The sequence below is a fragment of the Stenotrophomonas sp. genome (genome assembly GCF_032099025.1).
Classification (GTDB): domain Bacteria; phylum Pseudomonadota; class Gammaproteobacteria; order Xanthomonadales; family Xanthomonadaceae; genus Stenotrophomonas.
Map to the genome: position 1 here is coordinate 54,609 of NZ_DAMCID010000007.1, position 18,084 is coordinate 72,692.

Consider the following 18,084-nt stretch of genomic DNA (forward strand, 5'->3'; position numbering starts at 1 on the left):
TGCACAACGGAGTGATGCATGCGCGGACAGGAACACCTGCAGTTTCATGGTTTCGACGGACAACCGCTGTTCTACCGCCATTGGCCCGCACCCACCCCGGGCACCTCCCGGCGGGCGGTAGTGCTGCTGCACCGTGGCCACGAACATTCCGGCCGCGTGGCACACCTGGTCGACGAACTCGACCTGCCCGATGCCGAGATGTTCGCCTGGGATGCGCGCGGCAACGGCCAGTCGCCGGGCGAACGCGGCGATGCGCCCGGGTTCGAGGCGCTGGTGCGCGACCTGGACAGCTTCATCGCGCATATCGGCCAGCAGCATGGCATTGCCGTGCAGGACATCGCCATCGTCGCGCAGAGCGTGGGTGCAGTGGTGGCGGCGACGTGGGTGCACGACTATGCGCCGCCATTGCGCGCGCTGGTACTGGCCTCGCCGGCGTTCAAGGTGAAGCTGTATGTGCCGCTTGCGGTGCCCGGCCTGAAGCTGATGCAGAAACTGCGCGGCAACTTCTTCGTCAACAGCTACGTCAAGCCGCAGTGGCTGACGCATGACCCCGAACGCGTCGCAAGCTACCGCACCGACCCGCTGATCACCCGGCCCATCTCGGTACGCGTGCTGCTGGGGTTGTACGAAGCGGCGGCGCGTGTGGTGGGGGATGCGCAAGCCATCACCGTGCCCACCCAGCTGCTGGTGTCCGGTGCCGACTTCGTGGTGCACCGCGCGCCGCAGGACCGCTTCTACGAGCGCCTGTCTTCGCCGCTGAAGGAACGCCACCTGCTGCCCGGCTTCTTCCACGACACCTTGGGCGAGCGCGACCGCGCGCCGGCCATCGCCGCCGTACGCCGTTTCATCAGCGCCCGCTTCGCCGCGCCGCTGGTGCGGCCCAGCCTGCGCGATGCACATCGCCAGGGCCCCACCTTCAACGAGGCCGACGTACTGGCCTGGCCCCCGCAGCGCAACAGCCTGCAGGACCTGTACTGGCGCTTCACCCGCGCCGGGCTGCGCTTCGGCGGCAAGCTCTCCGAGGGCATCGCGCTGGGCTTGAGTACCGGTTTCGATTCCGGCAGCACGCTGGATTACATCTACCGTGATGAAGCACGCGGGCGTGGTCCGCTCGGGCGCATGGTGGATCGCAACTATCTCGATGCGATCGGCTGGCGTGGCATCCGCATACGCCGCAGCCATGTGCGCGAGCTGCTGCAGCTGGCGGCACTGCACCTGCATGGCGAAGGCCGTGCGGTGCGCGTACTCGACGTGGCGGCCGGGCACGGGCGTTATGCGCTGGACGCGCTGGCGCAGGGCGAGCAGCGCGCCGAATCGATCCAGCTGCGTGATTTCAGCGAGATCAACGTGGTGCAGGGTCGCGCCCTGATCAACGCGTTCGGCGCGGCCGACATCGCCACCTTCGAACAGGGCGATGCGTTCGACGCCGATGCCCTGGCCGCGTTGCCGGTGGCGCCCACGCTGTCGATCGTATCGGGCCTGTACGAACTGTTCGCCGACAACGACGCCGTATCGCGCTCGCTGCAGGGCATTGCCGCCGCCATGCGCGACGGCGGCTACCTGGTGTACACCGGGCAGCCGTGGCACCCGCAGCTGGAGTTCATCGCCCGCGCGCTGACCAGCCATCGCGAAGGCGCGGCGTGGGTGATGCGGCGCCGTACCCAGCAGGAGATGGATGAACTGGTGCGGCTGGCCGGCTTCGAGAAGGTGACCCAGCGTATCGATCGCTTCGGCATCTTCACCGTGTCGCTGGCACGCCGGGTGCGGCATGACTGAGCTGGGCCGTCCGTGGCGGCGCGCGCTGCTGTGGCTGGCGCTGCTGGGGCCGTTCTTCTTCCTCAGCTACGGCATGGCCAATGCACTGGCCGCACGGCTGCCGTTCGTGCCCTCGATCGTGTTCGGCTGGGAGGCGAAGATCCCCTTCCAGGCGTGGACCATCGTGCCGTACTGGTCCATCGACCTGTTCTACGTGGCTTCGTTCTTCATCTGCGCCCACCGCGCCGAGCTGGACATGCATGCGCGCCGGCTGTTGAGTGCGCAGCTGCTGTCGGTGGGCTGCTTCCTGCTGTGGCCGCTGCGCTTCAGCCTGGCGCGGCCGGAAACCGGCGGCGTGTTCGGCTGGCTGTTCGATGTGCTGCTCGGCTTCGACAAGCCGTTCAACCAGGCCCCGTCGCTGCACATCGTGCTGCTGGTGGTGCTGTGGGTGCGTTACCAGCAGCACCTGCACGGCCTGTGGCGTACCGCGCTGCATGTCTGGTTCGCATTGATCGGGCTGTCGGTGCTCACCACCTGGCAGCATCACTTCATCGATGTTCCCACCGGTGTGGCCGTGGGCTGGTTGTGCGTGTGGCTGTGGCCGGCACAGGGGTCTTCGCCCCTGCTGCAGTGGCACTGGGCGCGCGAGCCCATGCGCTGGCGGCTGGCACTGCTGTACGCGCTGGGCAGCGCGGGCTGCGCGGCCGTTGCCGTGGTGTTCGGCGGTTGGGCGTTGTGGCTGGCCTGGCCGGCGCTGTCGCTGCTGCTGGTCGCGCTGGCCTACGCCGGCCTGGGCACGGCGGTATTCCAGAAGCAGGAAGATGGCCGCCTGAGCATGGCCGCCAGCTGGCTGCTGGCCCCGTATCTGTGGGCCGCGTGGGCCAACTCGCGCTGGTGGACGCGGCGCGCGCCGCAGCCGCAGCTGGTGATCGACGGGGTGTGGCTGGGGCGCATGCCCGACGCAGGTGCACCCCTGCAGATGCCCACCGTGGTGGATGTCTGCGCCGAGCTGCCGTTCCGCGGCCGCGCGCGCCACTACCGCCACGTGGCGATGCTGGACCTGGCCACGCCCACCCCGGAATCACTGCGCCAGGCCGCCGACGCCATCGCCCACGGGCACCGCCGGGGTGCGGTGCTGGTGTGCTGCGCGCTGGGCTATTCGCGCAGTGCCGCGGCGGTGGCCACCTGGCTGTGCCGCAGCGGGCATGCCGGCAGCGCGGATGAAGCGATCACGCTGCTGGCGCAGGACTGCCCCTGGGTGGTGTTGAAGGCGCGGCATCGCCGCGCCATCGAGCAGGCGGTGCAGCTGCAGGCCGCCAACGGCCCGTTCAAGGTGAACGCATGAGCGGGATGTTGCAGGTTCGCATCATGGCGGCGCTGTTGCGCCAGGGCAGGGTGGCGTCGGTGGTGTCGGCAGTGCTGGGTGCCACCGCACTGGCGCTGCTGTGCCTGCCGCCGATGACGGCGGTGTCCGTGCTGCTGGCGGCGCTGTCGCTGCTGGCCGGCAGCGTGCAGGCGTATTTCGCGGTGCGGGTGGGCTTCGACCAGGCGCTGCTGGAGGCCTTCGCGGCCACCCAGAGCGATCCCTCGCCGGCACCGATCGACGCCGCGCTGGACGCGCTGTCGCTGCGGCCTGCCGGTGCCACCTGCCGCGACTGGCCGGCGCGCTGGCGGGGCATGCGCGCGTTGCTGCGCGGCCAGCTGCTGGCGCTGCTTGTGCAGGCGCTGCTGCTTGGGTTGGCCTTGTGGTTGCGGTGGCAGGCATGAGGCAGGACAGGAGACACGTTCATGCTGGCTGATCTGGTGGCACGCGGCTGCAGCGGTGCAATCCGTACCCTCACCGGCGCCCGCGCGCTGTGGCAGGGCTGCGCCCCGTCCAGCGAGCACCGCGTCTATTACGGCAACCATGCCAGCCACGGCGACTTCGTGCTGATCTGGTCGTCCTTGCCTGCGGGCCTGCGCAGGCAGGTGCGGCCGGTGGCCGCGGCCGACTACTGGCAGCGCGACGGGCTGCGCCGGTATCTCATCCACGCGGTGTTCAACGGCGTGCTGATCGAACGCGACGCCAGCGCCCGCCAGCAGGATCCGATCGCATGCCTGTGCCAGGCCGTGGACGAAGGCAATTCGCTGATCCTGTTCCCCGAAGGCACCCGCAATACCGACGAGGGCGTGCTGCCGTTCAAGAGCGGCATCTACCACCTGGCGCGGCAACGCCCGGAACTGGAGTTCGTGCCGGTGTGGATCGACAACCTCAAGCGGGTCATGCCCAAGGGCCGCTGGTTGCCGTTGCCGCTGCTGTGCACCACCACCTTCGGTGAGCCGCTGCGGCTCAAGGCCGATGAAGACAAGCAGCACTTCCTGGAACGCGCGCGCGACGCGCTGCTGGCGCTGGATCCGCAGCCGCGCCGGGGGCGCGCATGAACGCGCTGCAGGGCGTGGCCACGCAGGTGGCAGGGCTGTCCACGCATGCGCAGACGCGGCTGCTGTTTGCCTGCATCGCCGGCGTGCTGGTGGTGGCCACGGTCATCGCCGAGACACTGCGCTGGCGTTCGCGGCATGCGCCCAGCAGCGTGCTGGCCAACCTGGTGTCGCGCATCCGCGCGTGGTGGGTCATGGCCGCCGTGGTGGCCGTGGCGTTCTTCTTCGGGCGTACCGGCGTCATCATCCTGTTTGCCGGCGTATCGTTGTTCGCGCTGCGCGAATTCATCACCCTGACCCCGACCCGCGCCGGCGATTATTACGCGCTGCTGGCGGCGTTCTACATCGTGCTGCCCTGGCAGTACTGGCTGGTGTGGACCGACTGGTACGGCATGTACACCCTGCTGATCCCGGTGTACGCGTTCCTGTTCCTGCCCATCCTGGCCACCATCGGCGGTGACACCACCGACTACCTGGAGCGCACGTCCAAGGTGCAGTGGGGGCTGATGATCTGCGTGTTCTGCATCTCGCACGTGCCCGCGCTGCTGAACCTGCGGCTGGACGGCGTGGAGCCGGCGCGCAACCTGCTGCTGTTCGCCTTCCTGGTGATCGTGGTGCAGTCCTCGGACGTGCTGCAGTACATCTGGGGCAAGCTGCTGGGCCGCCACCTGATCGCGCCGAAGCTGTCGCCGTCGAAAACGGTGGAAGGGTTCGTCGGCGGGGTGCTGTCGGCCAGCGCGCTGGGCGCGGCGCTGTGGTGGCTGACGCCGTTCACGCCGTGGCAGGCGTTCGGCATGTCGCTGGCGATCAATCTGATGGGATTCTGGGGTGGCCTGGTGATGTCGGCAATCAAGCGCGATCGCGGCATCAAGGATTGGGGCCACATGATCGAGGGCCATGGCGGCATGCTCGACCGGTTGGATTCGGTGTGTTTCGCCGCACCGGTATTCTTCCACCTGGTCCGGTATTTCTGGGGGTAGGCATCGACCGTTGGTCGATGCAATGCCGTTACGCTAGGTAGCGATGCCGTACTCTTTCAGCTTCTTGCGCAGCGTGGCGCGGTGGATGCCCAGCATCGCCGCGGCGCGGCTCTGGTTGCCTTCGCAATGGTTGAGCACTTCCACGAACAGCGGAATTTCCATTTCGCGCAGGACGATCTCGTACACGTCGTCGGCATCGCATCCATCCAGGTCCCGCAGGTAGCGCCGGACCGACTGGGCCACGTGTTCGCGCAGCGGTGGCTTGGGCGCGCCACGACTATTGTCAGGACGAGAAAGGACAGCGTTCAAGGAGGTTCCCGGTGCGGAAGCTAGGGCGGACCACAGCCCTGGCTGAAAATTGGAAGGGGGCCAGTCTAGCGCGTGGGTCGCCGGACCGCCACGCTCGTCGACAGGACGCCGGGTTACAGGAAGTCGAAGGTGAATGCGACGGTGGACGCGGCAGGCTCGCGGACACGGAACGCGATCTGCGCGCTCTGGCCCGGTTCCAGCAGGGCTGCGGCATCGGCAGCCGGGTCCAGATAGTCGCGCGGCGCGAACACATTGGTGCCGATCACGCGGCCATCGGCGTCGGACAGCGACAGGCGCAGCGACGGCCAGGATTGTGCCCAGCGCGCATCGTTGCGGAAGCTGGCCTGCACCTGCAGCGCCCCGGGTTGCCCGGGGACCGGCCGCACGTCGCGGCTGATCATGCTGAAGGCGGTGGGTTCCTGCCAGGCCGGCAGGCTGCAGCGCAGGACGCCGCACAGCCCGGCAATCCACGGCCGGCTGCCCGCGTCGGCGGCCAAGCGGGCGCGGTCGGCCACGGCGATCTGAAGTGACAACAGCACCACCAGCCCGCCCACCAGTCCCCACTGCCAGCGCGGGGTATGCAGCCGCGCGCCCGGCAGGCGCAGGAAGCTGGGGGCGGGCGTTGCGGCCGGTTCGTCTGCTGTCGTGGGAGTGTCGCGGTCGCGGTCAACGGCATCCACAGGCGCCGGTGCGTCATCTACTTCAACGTGTGCGTCCCCGGTCACGGCCGCGTCCGCGGCCTCGGTCGCCGCGTCTGGTTCAGTGACGCGTACATCTGCCAACGCGTCGCCTGCGTCATCCGGTCGCGCCGCCGTCTCCGACGCCGGCAATGCATGCGCATCGTCCACCGCCGGCGTGTCCTCGGTCGAGGCGCGCAGGAAGGTGGCCAGCGGGCGGCGGGGTGGCGGGGTCGGCTCGGTCATCGCGTCACGCTCGGGCGAGGGTCACGCCATTCAAGCACGACGGACGCCGGTGATGCGCATCCAGTCGTCGTCGCGGGCAACCTCAAGCTGTTCGAACCACGGCGCGTAGCGCACCAGCAATTCGTCTTCCTGTCCGTGCAGGATGCCCGACAAGGCGATGCGGCCACCTGGCGCCACGCGCGCGGCAAGCACCTCGGCCAGCGCGTCCAGTGCCGACGCCAGGATGTTGGCCACCACCACCGGGTAGGTGGCCTGCGGTTCGTCGGCCGGCAGGTAGACCTGCACGCGGTCCTGCAGTCCGTTGCGTTCGGCGTTGTCGCCGGTGGCGATCAGCGCCTGCGGGTCATTGTCCACGCCCACCGCACCGGCCGCGCCCAGCTTCACCGCAGCCAGGGCAAGGATGCCCGAGCCGCAGCCGAAATCGAGCACGGTCTGCTCGACCAGCAGCCCTTCGGCGGACAGGCCATCCAGCCAGCGCAGGCACAGCGCGGTGGTGGGGTGCGTGCCCGAGCCGAAGGCCAGGCCCGGATCAAGGCGCACCACCGCCGCGTTGGCGGCCTGCGCCGCCTCCGGCAGTTCATGGTTCCACGGCACGATCCAGGTGCGTTCGCCGAACGACATCGGCTGGAACTGGTCCAGCCACGCGCGCTCCCAGTCCTCGTCCTGCACGGTGCGGAAGCTCGCGTTGCTCCATTCCAGGCCGGGGTCGAAGGCTTCCAGCGCCGCCAGCAGGGCCAGCGCATTGGTGTCGGCCGGGAACAGCGCCGAGAGCACCAGATCATTCCACAGCGGGGTCTCGCCCACGCCGGGCTCCAGGATGGCGCGCTCGTTGCTGGTATCGGCATCGGCGTCGAGCAGGGTCACCGCCAGCGCGCCGACGTCGTCCAGCGCATTCTCGTAGCGGGGCTGGGTGGCTTCGGTGCAGTGGAGGGTGAGTTCCAGGAACGGCATGGGCGGAAAGAACCTGCGGAAAAACGTGAATGCTAGACCATTGTGGCGCCGCGCGGCTGCCCCGGTCTCGCCGCTGGTTGAGAATTCAGGCGGCCGCTTGTTCAGACAGGGGCGGCCGGCATTGATAAACTGCGCCCCACCTGTTGTCCCTCCTTCCTTTCCGGTCCTGCGCATGGCGCTCGTGCCTACCGTCAAAACCTGGCTGCTGGTGGTACCGGCCCTGGCGTTGCTGGGGGTGGTGGGCTACCGCGCCGGTGGACGCGCGCTGCAGGTGGAGCATCCTGCGGCGACGATGAACGAGGTGCCGATGGGCACCCTTGCCGCAGCGCAGCCGCAGCCGCAGCAACTGGCCCGCCAGCTGCTCGCGCGCGAGCCCGGCACGGCCGTGCCTTCGGGGCTGCCGCTTGACCTCCGCGCCGACATTGAAGGCGACAGCGACCTGTTCGCGTACGCGCAGCGGCTGCGCCTGCAGGCGGCCAACGGCAATGCCGAAGCGGGTTGGATGGTCAGCCGTGTCTACGACTACTGCGCCATCTACGCGATGGATCCAGGCGGCTACCAGCTCGACAACAACGTGCTGACCGGCCTGGGCATGAGTGCCTCCTCGCCGATGGTGCAGGCGCGCGAGCGCGTGGCCCGGCGCTGCAGTGGCTTCGTGGCCAGCGATGGGCTGGGCCGGCAGCTGATCCTGACCCAGCGCCTGCTGGCGGCCAAGGCCGGCAACCTGGCGGCCGAAGCGGCATTGCTGGCCGATGGCCAGCCCTTGCAGGACAGCCCCGACTACCGGCGTGGGCTGGTTGAACGGGTCATGGATTCGCGTGATCCGGAGGCCTTCATGGCCCTGTCCACCGCCATGGGTCAACGTGCCAGCGGTGACCAGGCGATGGAAGGCATGGTTGCCGGCGACCAGTTCAGCGAGCTCGCTTGGCGGCTGGCCGCCTGCGAGCTGGGCATGGCGTGCGGCGCCGACAGTGTGTTGATGAACAATTTCTGCGCGAACGGAGGGATCTGTTCGCAGGACGGTGGGCAGGACTTTGCCACTTTCGTGTATGACGCTGCGGTATCGCGGCAAGGTGCGGGGAAAATGAAGACGTTGGTGGAACAGTTGATCAAGCGGAGCAACGGGCGATGAATTACCGTCGATTCCTGCATGGCGCCAAGTTCTGGTTCTGGGTAGCGCTGTTCGTGGCGTACTCGGCCGGTGCGGTGGGTCTGGTCATGATCGATACCTACGACGACCGTTACCGGCAGTTGTCCAAGGTGCAGTTGACCTCGGTAAAGGCGCAGGAAGACGTGCGTCGCGCCGGTGCCAGCCAGGTGGCCGCGGTGTACCGCGCGCAGAGCGGCATGCCGTTCGCCGCGCTGCCGGCCGGCAGCACCTTCCAGGTGGTGTGGCCGGACGGTTCGACCGAGACCATGGTCATCGTGGACCCGACCTCGTCGCTTGGCGTGGCCCCGATCAAGAACACGCAGGTGACCGCTGCCGATGCCCCGCGCTGAAGCGCCTGCCTGGCGCTGCGGCGCCGGGCACGTGGTGTCGTTGTCGTGCTTCTGACGTAACCGGCGCAGCTCGCACCGGCGCAGCCGTTGCGTTCTGCGGCATTGCAACCATCAACTGGACAGCTACGCGGTGTGCGCCTTTCATGGGCGGCTCACCAGGAGCCTGTCTTGCCCAAATCCCCCGAACAGATGCGCCGGACCTGCGGCGCATTCGGCTTGGCCTGCGCTGAACGGACGCCAGTTGCGCGCGGCGCGCGCGCGCCGGCATCGCTGCGCATCGAGACACCGCTGCAGCTGGCCTTGGTGCTGTTGCTGGTGACCAATGCCACCACCACTGCCGCCGCCGCGCCACATCGCATGACCCGCACGGTGCCTGCTGCGGCGAACGACACTGTGGCCACCGTTCCGTGTGCGCCAACGTCGCCGCTGACGTGGCCGGTGGTGTTGCACGACGTCGCCCAATGGGCCCGGGCACCGGCGGAGACCGCCTATGAAGCGGGCCGCAACGCGTACTACGAACTCACCGACCGTCGTTGCCCGCCACCGGAAAGCCGCGGTGAGCGGATCGCGCTGCAACTGGTCGACATGGCGTTCACGCAGTTGGAGATCGACTTGTTCGGGCCGGAAGTCCCCGTCGCGTTGCATGAGGCCGCAGCCACGTTGGACGCGTTGGGCGATGCGCTTAAGGGCGAGCCCCCGGACGAAGGCCTTCTCGAGGAGATGCTCATGGCACAGGGTGGCCTCAAGCCGGAGGCATCCGGGGGCGGCCTGTGGCGTGCCGGCACACCGGGTGCGATCCGCCTCTCCAGCCGCGCGGCACAGGCTGTCGGCGAGGGGCCGGCGCTGGACCCCGCGTGGATCCAGTCCGACCTGCACGACGCACGCGGCCTGCTGCGCTACCGCGATCCCGCGACCGGTGAAACGGGCCTTGCGTTGGCGTCGGCCGGACGTTTCCACGCCGTACAGGATCTGCACGGCGCAGGCTTCACGGTGGCAGGTACTGCACTCGAACCCCAGGATGGCATCTACTGGCCGCGACGCCGGGAGACGGCGGAAGAGGGCCATGACGAAACGGCCGAAGCGCGCAGCCTGCGTTGCCGGCGAGCCCCCGGTGCTGCCTGTGCGGTGCCGGCGTCCGCGTACTCCAGCGAACTTGAATCACTGCTCCAGGCGCATCATGGGCAAGGACTCTCCTCGGCACAGGCGCTGCGGCGCGGCATCCACCCCGATCCTGAAAGACCAGGGTGGTATGTGCGCGTGCATGAGGGCCAGCGCAAACCGTTCCTGCGCTTCCAGGACCGCTACTTCCGCGTCAGACCGTACCGGCTTGGCACCTGCGAGCGCTTGGCAGTGCACGTGCCCCGCGTCTCCCACATTGCCGGTGTGCGCCTGGCACGTCCCTTGGGCGGCGAGCGCCTGGTCGACGTCGCCGAGTCGCCGGCCACTCACGGTCCGCAGTTCATGACCCAGGCAGAATTCAACGTACGCTTCCGCGGTTTCAGCAGTCTCGACGGTGCACAGGTCTACGAACAGGCGGTGCGCAATGCGCCGAATGTGCACCTTACCCAGGCCGAGCATCGCGCGATCCTGGGGTATGCCACTGCGGAGCACCCGGCACTGGACGACTTCCATCGCCACGGTGCAACGTACCCCTGGCAGCGCCAGGCGTTCGTGCAGCAGACCCAGGACATCCGCAGCGGACTGGCCCAGATAGCACCGCATGCCGGAGCGGTATACCGGGGCGCGATGGTGCAGGCCGACGCGCTGGAGGGCATCAGCGCCGGGCACACCGTGTACTTCCATACGTTCGTGCGCGCGTCAGGCGAGCGCGACGTCGCCGTGCGGCAGCTGGACGCACGCGCCGTACCCGCCGGCCACGTGCCGCTGCTGGTGACGCTGCGCATGACCCGCGGCGCGCACCCGATCGGCCTGTTTACCGTGCAGGACGAGGCGGAAGTGCTGATCGACCTCGGTCGGGTGTTCAAGGTCGTGCGCGTGGGCGGAGGCGAGCTGGAGCTGGAGGAGGTCGGCTCGGTGCGCCAGGCGTTCGGGCAGGCCGGCGCGCACATTCTCGATCTGTCATGAGCGCTGGCCACACACCAGAACGCCCGGCGCAAAGCACCGGGCGTCCAGATGGGGCAGGGCAGCCATGCATGGCTGCCGGGTGGATCAGGTCAACGCGATCGACTTGGTCTTGCGCTCGGCCAGGCGCTTTTCTAGGTAGTGGATGTTCTGCCCACCGGCCTGGAAGCCCTTGTCACGCATGATGCGCTGCTGCAGCGCCACGTTGGTCTTGATGCCGTCCACCACCATCTCGCTCAGCGCCACGCGCATGCGCGCAATGGCCGTTTCGCGGTCCGGACCGTGCACGATCAGCTTGCCGATCATCGAGTCGTAGTTCGGCGGCACGCGGTAACCCGCATAGATGTGGGTATCCACGCGCACGCCGGGACCACCCGGCGGATGGAAGGCGGTGATCTGGCCCGGGCTCGGCACGAAGGTTTCAGCGTCTTCGGCGTTGATGCGGCATTCGATCGCGTGGCCGTTCAGCACGATGTCGCTCTGCTTGATCGACAGCTTCTGGCCCGCGGCAATCTTCAGCTGCTCCACCACCAGATCGATGCCGGTCACCATCTCGGTCACCGGATGCTCCACCTGGATACGGGTGTTCATTTCGATGAAGTAGAAGTGGCCGTCCTCGTACAGGAACTCGAACGTACCTGCGCCGCGGTAGCCGATGCGCACGCACGCCTCGGTGCATACCTTGCCGATCTGCTCGCGCTGTTCGGCGCTGATGCCCGGTGCCGGTGCTTCTTCCACCACCTTCTGGTGGCGGCGCTGCATGGAGCAGTCGCGCTCACCCAGGTGAATGGCGTTGCCCTGGCCGTCGGCCAGCACCTGGATCTCCACGTGGCGCGGATTCTCCAGGAACTTCTCCATGTACACCTCACCATTGCCGAACGCGGCCTTGGCCTCGCTCTTGGTGGTTTCGATGGAGGTCTTCAGCGACGCCTCGGCATGCACCACGCGCATGCCGCGACCACCGCCACCGCCGGCCGCCTTGATGATGACCGGGTAGCCGATCTCACGGGCGATCTTGGTGTTGGCCACGATGTCTTCGCCCAGCGGGCCACCCGAGCCGGGCACGCACGGCACGCCGGCGGCCTTCATCGCGCGGATCGCTTCCACCTTGTCGCCCATCATGCGGATGGTGTCCGCCTTCGGGCCGATGAAGATGAAACCGGACTCTTCCACGCGCTCGGCGAAGTCGGCGTTCTCCGACAGGAAGCCGTAGCCCGGGTGGATGGCCTGGGCATCGGTGACTTCCGCCGCTGCGATCAGCGCCGGAATGTTGAGGTAGCTTTCCGGCGACGGTGCCGGACCAATGCAGACCGACTCGTCGGCCATGGCCACGTGCTTGAGGTTGCGGTCGACCGTGGAATGCACGGCCACCGTGCGGATGCCCAGGGTGTGGCACGCGCGCAGAATGCGCAGCGCGATCTCCCCTCGGTTGGCAATAACGACTTTGTCGAGCATGGACGGATCCTTAGCCGATCACGAACAGCGGCTGGTCGAATTCGACCGGCTGGCCGTTTTCACCCAGGATGGCCACGATGGTGCCGGAAGCATCGGCTTCGATCGGGTTGAACATCTTCATCGCTTCGATGATCGCCAGCGTTTCACCGGCCTTGACCTGCTGGCCCACCGACACGAAGGCCGGCTTGTCCGGCGCGGACGAGGTGTAGAAGGTGCCCACCATCGGCGAGCGCAGCACGTGGCCTTCCGGCAGTACCGGGCCCGGCTTGGCGGTGCCACCGGTGGAGGCTTCGGTCGGCGACTGCATCGGCATCGCCGGTGCGGCGGCGGCGGCGGGGGCCGGTGCCGGGGCCATCATCATCTGCGGGGCCTGCATCATGCCGTAGCCCGACACCGGGGCGCGCGACAGGCGCACGGACTCTTCGCCTTCCTTGATTTCGATTTCGGCAAGGTTCGACTCTTCAAGCAGGTCGATCAGCTTCTTGATTTTGCGGAGATCCATAGGGGCCTCTGGGTTTTGATGTCAGTGTGGTGGGAAGCGCGTAGCGCTCGGGTCAATGGGGTTCAGGCGGTTGCCAGCCGCGCCAGCGCTGCGTCCATGGCGTAGCGGTAGCTGTCCGCGCCGAAGCCGCAGATCACGCCCACGGCCTTGTCGCTGAAATAGCTGTGCTGGCGGAACGGCTCGCGCGCGTGCGGGTTGGAGAGGTGGATTTCGATGAACGGCACCTCCACCGCGGCCAGCGCATCGCGCAGGGCCACCGAGGTATGGGTGAATGCGGCCGGGTTGATCAGGATGAAGGTGGTACCGTCGGTACGGGCGGCCTGCACCCGGTCCACCAGCACATGCTCGGCGTTGGACTGCAGGCTTTCCACCGCGTGCCCGGCGCCCTGCGCCTGGGCCAGCAGGGCCTGGTCGATCTGCGCCAGCGTGGTGTGCCCATACACCCCCGGCTCGCGCGTACCGAGCAGGTTGAGGTTGGGGCCATGCAGGACCAGCAGTTTCGCCATGGGGACCACGGAGCGGGAAAGGGCGAAGTCTGGCGGAACCGGTGGATGGTGTCCAGTTCGGCGAAGTTACGCGCGTTTCAATCGGTCGTTTGAAATTTGGGGCGAGGGCTTGGAGTGACAGGCTTATGGGCGAAGGCGGCCAGCTCCTCTGCCTGACCCTCCGGGAAGGATTCCTTGAGCAGGTCCAGCAGCGCCGACACCCGTGAGCTGAGCAGACGACGCGACGGGTACAACGCCCATATCTCGATGGGCGGGGCCTTCGCATGTCCCCACAGCACCAATGCGCCCTCCCTGAGGTCGTCGGCAACCAGCGAGAAGGGCAGCATCGCCGCGCCGGTGCCTGCGCGTACGGCATCGCGCACCATGGTCAATGCGCCCAGGCGCAGCACCGGGTCCACCGCAATCCGCATCTCGCCACGCGGCGTCACCAGGTCCCAACCGGTGGCATCGCTGGTCGGCCGGAACACCGCGGGTGCCGTCGCGCCCATCGCGGGCAGGGGCAGGTCCGGATGCGCCACCGCCACCAGGCGGTCCCGGATCAGCACCCGCCCCACCAGCCGCTCATCCGGATCCGGATTGACCCGTATCACCAGGTCATAGCCTTCTTCCACCATGTCCACGGCGCGGTCTTCGGTGGTGACATCGAGCCGCACCTGCGGGTAGCGCTTCACGAACTCGGCTGCGATCTTGCCCAGGGCCATCTGCGAGAACAGCATCGGTGCGCTCACGCGCAGCCGGCCACGGGGTGTGTCGCCGCCCGAGGCAATGGACGTGGCCGCCTCATCCAGCTCGGTAAGCAGCGTCTCCGTGCGCTCGAACAGCGCCCGGCCTTCCTCGGTGAGCTTCAGCGTGTGCGAGCCGCGCTCGAACAGCCGCACCCCCAGGCTGGCCTCCAGTTCGCCCACGCGCCGCGACAGCGTCGCCTTCGGGCGGTCGGCCGCGCGCGCTGCACGACCAAAGCCGCCGTGGCGCGCCACCAGGTTGAAGTCGGCCAGGGCCAGCAGGTCCATGTGTTCCACCAGCGAGACGGGTGGTCCAAGTATATGGGCTATCGGCCCGCACGCGGATCAACAACCATGAGGCCTCACCACCCACCCGGAGTATCCCATGAGCATTCTTGTTACCGGCGCCACTGGCACCATCGGCCGTCAGGTCGTCCAGCACCTCACCCAGCGCGGCGCGAATGTTCGCGCACTGGTCCGCAGCCCCGCCACCGCCAACCTGCCCGCAACCGTGGAGCTGGTGCAGGGCGACCTGCTGGATGTGGACGCTCTCCGCCACGCCTTCCAGGGCGTCACCACGCTGTTCCTGCTCAATGCCGTGGTCGCCGACGAATTCACCCAAGCGCTCATCACCCTCAACGTGGCCCGCGAGGCCGGGGTGAAGCGCGTGGTGTACCTCTCGGTGATCCACAGCGACCGCTACGTCAACGTGCCGCACTTCGCCGGCAAGTTCGGCGTGGAGCGCATGATCGAGCAGATGGGCTTCAGCGCCACGATCCTGCGCCCGGCGTACTTCATTGACAACGACCTCACCGTCAAAGACGTGGTGCAGGGCTACGGCGTGTACCCCATGCCGATCGGCAGCAAGGGGCTGGCGATGATCGACACCCGTGACATCGCCGAGATTGCAGCCATTGAACTGCTCAATCGCGAACAGGCGCCGGACAACAGCGCGTTGACGCGCCTCAACCTGGTGGGCCCGGAAGCACTCACCGGCGAACAGGTGGCCGCCATCTGGAGCGAGGCGCTGAACCGCCCGGTCGCCTACGGCGGCGATGACACGGCCGCCTTCGAGCAGAATCTGCGCCAGTTCATGCCGGCGTGGATGGCGTACGACATGCGGCAGATGGCCGAACGCTTCATCAGCGACGGCATGCTGCCGGGCGCGGGTGACGTGGAGCGGTTGATGCAGTTGCTGGGGCGACCGTTGCGTACGTACGGCGCGTTTGCGGCGGAGCATGTGTCAGCGGACTGAGGGGCGAGCCATGGCAGCGGTCGAGCGGCTTCCTGGTGTTGTTTGCAGCCTTCGAAGGATTTGCCGCTTGGATCGCGGCTCGCAGTGTGCGCTCCTGGCGAAATAGGTATCCTCGGGCGAAGGCGCCGCAGCTATGCAGTGGCCGGCAGTTAAATCGGCCCGTGCAAGCTCTGGGATTGGTGAATCGGAACACCGGCTGGCAGCACGTGGGCTTCGCGGCTTGGATTGATTACGGAGTCAGGCAGGGATGAAACTTTTTCGCCGTCAATTGATCTACGTGCAGGTGCACCAGGACCACCTCATTGCTCGCGCTGTTGGTGGGGATAGAAAAATTCGTCGGCAGTGCCATGCCCTCGGCAATCGCGCGGGTCCGATCAGGGATTTCTCCCCCATCCGGCCTCAGTTCAAGGCAATCTTCTCGGAACTCAGGTCCGGATTCTCATTCCTCAGACCGTGGGCGCTCCTGCACTTTGATCCGGTCGAGTACCCGATCACGAAGGAAGAACTCGCCGAGTTCCAGACGGTTGCCATGCGCAGCGGGGTGAGCTTCTGCTGGCTCTCCACGTGGGAACAGCATCATGAAGACAAGGATCTGTTGACCGTGTTCGAGTAGGGTTCGGCCCCACAATTCATTCAAGCTCAGCCCGCTTCGGGAGACGAGTTGGACCATGGTGACCGGCTGGCCGGCAATGGTCCTCGTGCTGCGGCCGAAGCGTTCGGCGCCCGTCGTGGCGGGCAGCGTGATGGCCAGGGCGTCCGGCCACAGGGGTTGCTCGATGGTGGGTGGCTGGGGATGCCAGGGGCGATCCTGCGGGTCGACCAGCGGCTCCGCGCCGGTGCGTGCAGCCTGGCAAGGGGCGCATGCAAGCAAGGCGAAGAGCCAGCCCAAGGCGGTGGTCCATTTCATCCAGCGCGTTCGAAGCGCATGCCGCTTACCCACGCCGGCTTGCGATCATGCGCGCCGCATCCTGCGAGGGTGGCAAACCGAAGGCACGCGCGTATTCGCGGGTGAACTGGGTGGGACTCTCATAGCCGACATCGAGCGCGGCTGCCGTAACGCTTGTTCCCCGCGTCGCGAGAATCTGGCGGGCCTGCAGCAGGCGCAGCTGCTTCTGGTACTGAAGCGGGCTCAGTGCGGTGGCGGACTTGAAGTGGCGGTGGAAGGCCGACTCGCTCATTGCCACCTGTTCGGCCAAGGCGCCGATGCGAAGCGGTTTGGCATAGTCACTGCGGATGCGCTGGATCGCGCTGCTGATACGCGCCAGCGCCGAATCCGGCGTGGCCAACTGCCGCAGCATGCACCCGTGTGGTCCCTGCAGCACGCGGTACAGGATCTCGCGCTCGTAGGCCGGGGCCAGCGCAGGAATCTCACCGGGGCGTTCCATCAGGCGCAGCATGCGTACCCACGCATCCATCAGTTCGGGGGTGACGGCAGCGACGTTGAAGGCCTCGGTCTGGGTGGAGGGCTCGCCGCGCCCGGTGGCGGTATCGGTGGTGTCGCACAGCAGCGCTGCGATGATGCCAAGGTCCAGCGTGAGGCTCACCGCCAGGTAGGGCTCGCCGGTGCTGGCCGGGTGCACCGCACCCACGGCCGGCAGGTCCACGGACATGATGAAGTACGTGGCAGGGTCGTATTCGAGGGTCTTCTCACCCACCGTCATGGATTTGCTTCCCTGCAGGATCAGGTTGATCATCGGCTCGTATACGGCCGCCAGGGCATGCTCCGGGATCTCGCCCTGCACCATGGCAACGCGGGGAATACCCGTATCGGTACGGCGATTCTCGGCGTGCGCCGCGAGGCGGCGCAGTTCATCCAGTGCGTTGTCCATGACCACATTGGACACCCGCCGCAGGGGGCTGGCAAGGCGGAAAGCAGGAATAGGCAGGAATTGGCGTGGATCAGGTCGGCGTGCCGCAGCCGGCGACCCTAGCCTGTGCATCTCCTTTCACTGCACAGGATCACCTGCATGAAACACGTACTGATCACCGGTGGCAGCCGTGGCATTGGTGCCAGCGCCGCGTTGCACTGCGCGCAGCGCGGCATGGGCGTCATCCTCACCTACAACGCCCAGCCCCATGCTGCGCAGCAGGTAGTGGAGCGCATCCAGGCAGAGGGCGGTACGGCAGTGGCCCTGCAGCTGGATGTGGGCAACACCGGAAGCTTTGCGGCATTCGCCGCGAAGGTAAAGGACACACTGCAGGACACCTGGGGCGCCTCCGCGCTGGGGGGGCTGGTGAACAACGCCGGGTTCGGGCTGTTCAATCCAATCGAGGCCGTGACGGAGGAACAGTTCGACGGTCTGTTCAACGTGCACCTGAAGGGGCCGTTCTTCCTTACCCAGGCACTGCTGCCGCTGCTGGGTACTGGCGCGAGCATCGTCAACGTCACCAGTGCCACCACGCGTGTGGCCACCGCCGGGGTGGCGCCATACGCCGCCTTCAAGGGTGGGCTGGAGGTGCTCACCCGCTACATGGCCAAGGAGTTCGGCGAGCGCCGCATCCGCGTCAACGCCGTCGCACCCGGGGCGATCCGTACCGAACTGGGCGGCGGCCTCAATGATGAGTTCGAAGCCCTGCTGGCCGCGCAGACGGCGCTGGGCCGGGTAGGTGAGCCGGACGACGTGGGCCGCGTCATTGCCGGGCTGCTCGGTGATGAGCAGGCCTGGGTCAATGCGCAGACCCTTGAAGTTGCAGGCGGCTACAACATCTAGTTCGCAACGGGAGTA

General features: G+C 67.4%; 19 protein-coding genes. 10 read left to right on the forward strand and 9 right to left on the reverse strand.

Annotated elements, in window-relative coordinates:
• Positions 1-18 precede the first annotated feature (18 nt).
• Genes RT456_RS06815 through RT456_RS06835 form a run of 5 tightly spaced genes read left to right on the forward strand, consistent with a single transcriptional unit; the run spans position 19 to position 5,153 of the window.
• Positions 19-1,776: a bifunctional alpha/beta hydrolase/class I SAM-dependent methyltransferase gene (locus tag RT456_RS06815; RefSeq protein WP_313344272.1), complete on the forward strand. Its 1,758-nt coding sequence runs from the start codon at positions 19-21 to the stop codon at positions 1,774-1,776.
• Complete coding sequence (locus RT456_RS06820; RefSeq protein ID WP_313344275.1) at positions 1,769-3,100, forward strand: phosphatase PAP2/dual specificity phosphatase family protein; 1,332 nt, start codon at positions 1,769-1,771, stop codon at positions 3,098-3,100. Before RT456_RS06815 ends, RT456_RS06820 begins: the two co-directional genes overlap by 8 nt.
• Positions 3,097-3,522 (forward strand): hypothetical protein, encoded by a 426-nt coding sequence (locus tag RT456_RS06825; protein WP_313344278.1) that lies wholly within the window; start codon positions 3,097-3,099, stop codon positions 3,520-3,522. Before RT456_RS06820 ends, RT456_RS06825 begins: the two co-directional genes overlap by 4 nt.
• Before the next feature lie 21 nt (positions 3,523-3,543).
• A complete protein-coding gene (locus RT456_RS06830) occupies positions 3,544-4,176 on the forward strand; it encodes a lysophospholipid acyltransferase family protein (protein ID WP_313344281.1) in 633 nt (210 codons plus the stop codon).
• Positions 4,173-5,153, forward strand: coding sequence for a phosphatidate cytidylyltransferase (locus RT456_RS06835; protein ID WP_313344283.1), 981 nt, complete (start codon positions 4,173-4,175; stop codon positions 5,151-5,153). The genes RT456_RS06830 and RT456_RS06835 overlap by 4 nt, the downstream gene beginning before the upstream one ends.
• A 33-nt stretch (positions 5,154-5,186) precedes the next feature.
• Here RT456_RS06835 and fis read toward each other — a convergent pair whose 3' ends face one another.
• The 3 genes from fis to prmA form a co-directional block, all read right to left on the reverse strand.
• Entirely contained in the window at positions 5,187-5,462 is a 276-nt protein-coding gene (gene fis / locus RT456_RS06840) for a DNA-binding transcriptional regulator Fis (RefSeq protein ID WP_038685853.1), read from the reverse strand.
• 113 nt (positions 5,463-5,575) lie between these two features.
• Positions 5,576-6,385: a DUF3426 domain-containing protein gene (locus tag RT456_RS06845; RefSeq protein ID WP_313344285.1), complete on the reverse strand. Its 810-nt coding sequence runs from the start codon at positions 6,383-6,385 to the stop codon at positions 5,576-5,578.
• 30 nt (positions 6,386-6,415) lie between these two features.
• A complete protein-coding gene (gene prmA / locus RT456_RS06850; protein WP_313344288.1) occupies positions 6,416-7,336 on the reverse strand; it encodes a 50S ribosomal protein L11 methyltransferase in 921 nt (306 codons plus the stop codon).
• A gap of 172 nt (positions 7,337-7,508) precedes the next feature.
• Between prmA and RT456_RS06855 the strand changes: the two genes are divergently transcribed.
• The 3 genes from RT456_RS06855 (at position 7,509) to RT456_RS06865 (ending at position 10,921) form a co-directional block, all read left to right on the forward strand.
• On the forward strand, positions 7,509-8,468 hold the full coding sequence (locus RT456_RS06855) for a hypothetical protein (protein ID WP_313344291.1): 960 nt from the start codon (positions 7,509-7,511) through the stop codon (positions 8,466-8,468).
• Complete coding sequence (locus RT456_RS06860; protein ID WP_313344293.1) at positions 8,465-8,836, forward strand: hypothetical protein; 372 nt, start codon at positions 8,465-8,467, stop codon at positions 8,834-8,836. Before RT456_RS06855 ends, RT456_RS06860 begins: the two co-directional genes overlap by 4 nt.
• Before the next feature lie 168 nt (positions 8,837-9,004).
• Positions 9,005-10,921, forward strand: coding sequence for a hypothetical protein (locus tag RT456_RS06865; RefSeq protein ID WP_313344296.1), 1,917 nt, complete (start codon positions 9,005-9,007; stop codon positions 10,919-10,921).
• An 84-nt stretch (positions 10,922-11,005) separates the two neighbouring features.
• Here RT456_RS06865 and accC read toward each other — a convergent pair whose 3' ends face one another.
• The 4 genes from accC to RT456_RS06885 all read right to left on the reverse strand — a co-directional run bounded on the left by accC (position 11,006) and on the right by RT456_RS06885 (position 14,391).
• Entirely contained in the window at positions 11,006-12,373 is a 1,368-nt protein-coding gene (accC, locus tag RT456_RS06870; RefSeq protein ID WP_313344299.1) for an acetyl-CoA carboxylase biotin carboxylase subunit, read from the reverse strand.
• A 10-nt stretch (positions 12,374-12,383) separates the two neighbouring features.
• Positions 12,384-12,875 carry an acetyl-CoA carboxylase biotin carboxyl carrier protein gene (accB, locus tag RT456_RS06875; protein ID WP_313344301.1) on the reverse strand — a complete coding sequence of 164 codons (492 nt, stop codon included), beginning with the start codon at positions 12,873-12,875 and terminating at the stop codon, positions 12,384-12,386.
• Positions 12,876-12,937: 62 nt separating this feature from the next.
• Entirely contained in the window at positions 12,938-13,381 is a 444-nt protein-coding gene (gene aroQ, locus RT456_RS06880) for a type II 3-dehydroquinate dehydratase (RefSeq protein WP_313344304.1), read from the reverse strand.
• A gap of 77 nt (positions 13,382-13,458) precedes the next feature.
• Positions 13,459-14,391, reverse strand: coding sequence for a LysR substrate-binding domain-containing protein (locus RT456_RS06885; protein ID WP_313344307.1), 933 nt, complete (start codon positions 14,389-14,391; stop codon positions 13,459-13,461).
• A gap of 97 nt (positions 14,392-14,488) precedes the next feature.
• On the opposite strand from RT456_RS06885, the gene RT456_RS06890 reads away from it, so the two are divergent.
• Positions 14,489-15,358 (forward strand): NmrA/HSCARG family protein, encoded by an 870-nt coding sequence (locus RT456_RS06890; RefSeq protein WP_313344309.1) that lies wholly within the window; start codon positions 14,489-14,491, stop codon positions 15,356-15,358.
• A 439-nt stretch (positions 15,359-15,797) separates the two neighbouring features.
• Here the strand turns inward: RT456_RS06890 and RT456_RS06895 are convergent, their stop codons facing one another.
• On the reverse strand, positions 15,798-16,265 hold the full coding sequence (locus RT456_RS06895; RefSeq protein WP_313344312.1) for a hypothetical protein: 468 nt from the start codon (positions 16,263-16,265) through the stop codon (positions 15,798-15,800).
• Between the two features lie 25 nt (positions 16,266-16,290).
• Positions 16,291-17,187 (reverse strand): AraC family transcriptional regulator, encoded by an 897-nt coding sequence (locus RT456_RS06900; protein ID WP_313344315.1) that lies wholly within the window; start codon positions 17,185-17,187, stop codon positions 16,291-16,293.
• Positions 17,188-17,325: 138 nt separating this feature from the next.
• On the opposite strand from RT456_RS06900, the gene RT456_RS06905 reads away from it, so the two are divergent.
• A complete protein-coding gene (locus tag RT456_RS06905) occupies positions 17,326-18,069 on the forward strand; it encodes an SDR family oxidoreductase (RefSeq protein WP_313344318.1) in 744 nt (247 codons plus the stop codon).
• The last annotated feature ends 15 nt before the right edge of the window (positions 18,070-18,084 follow it).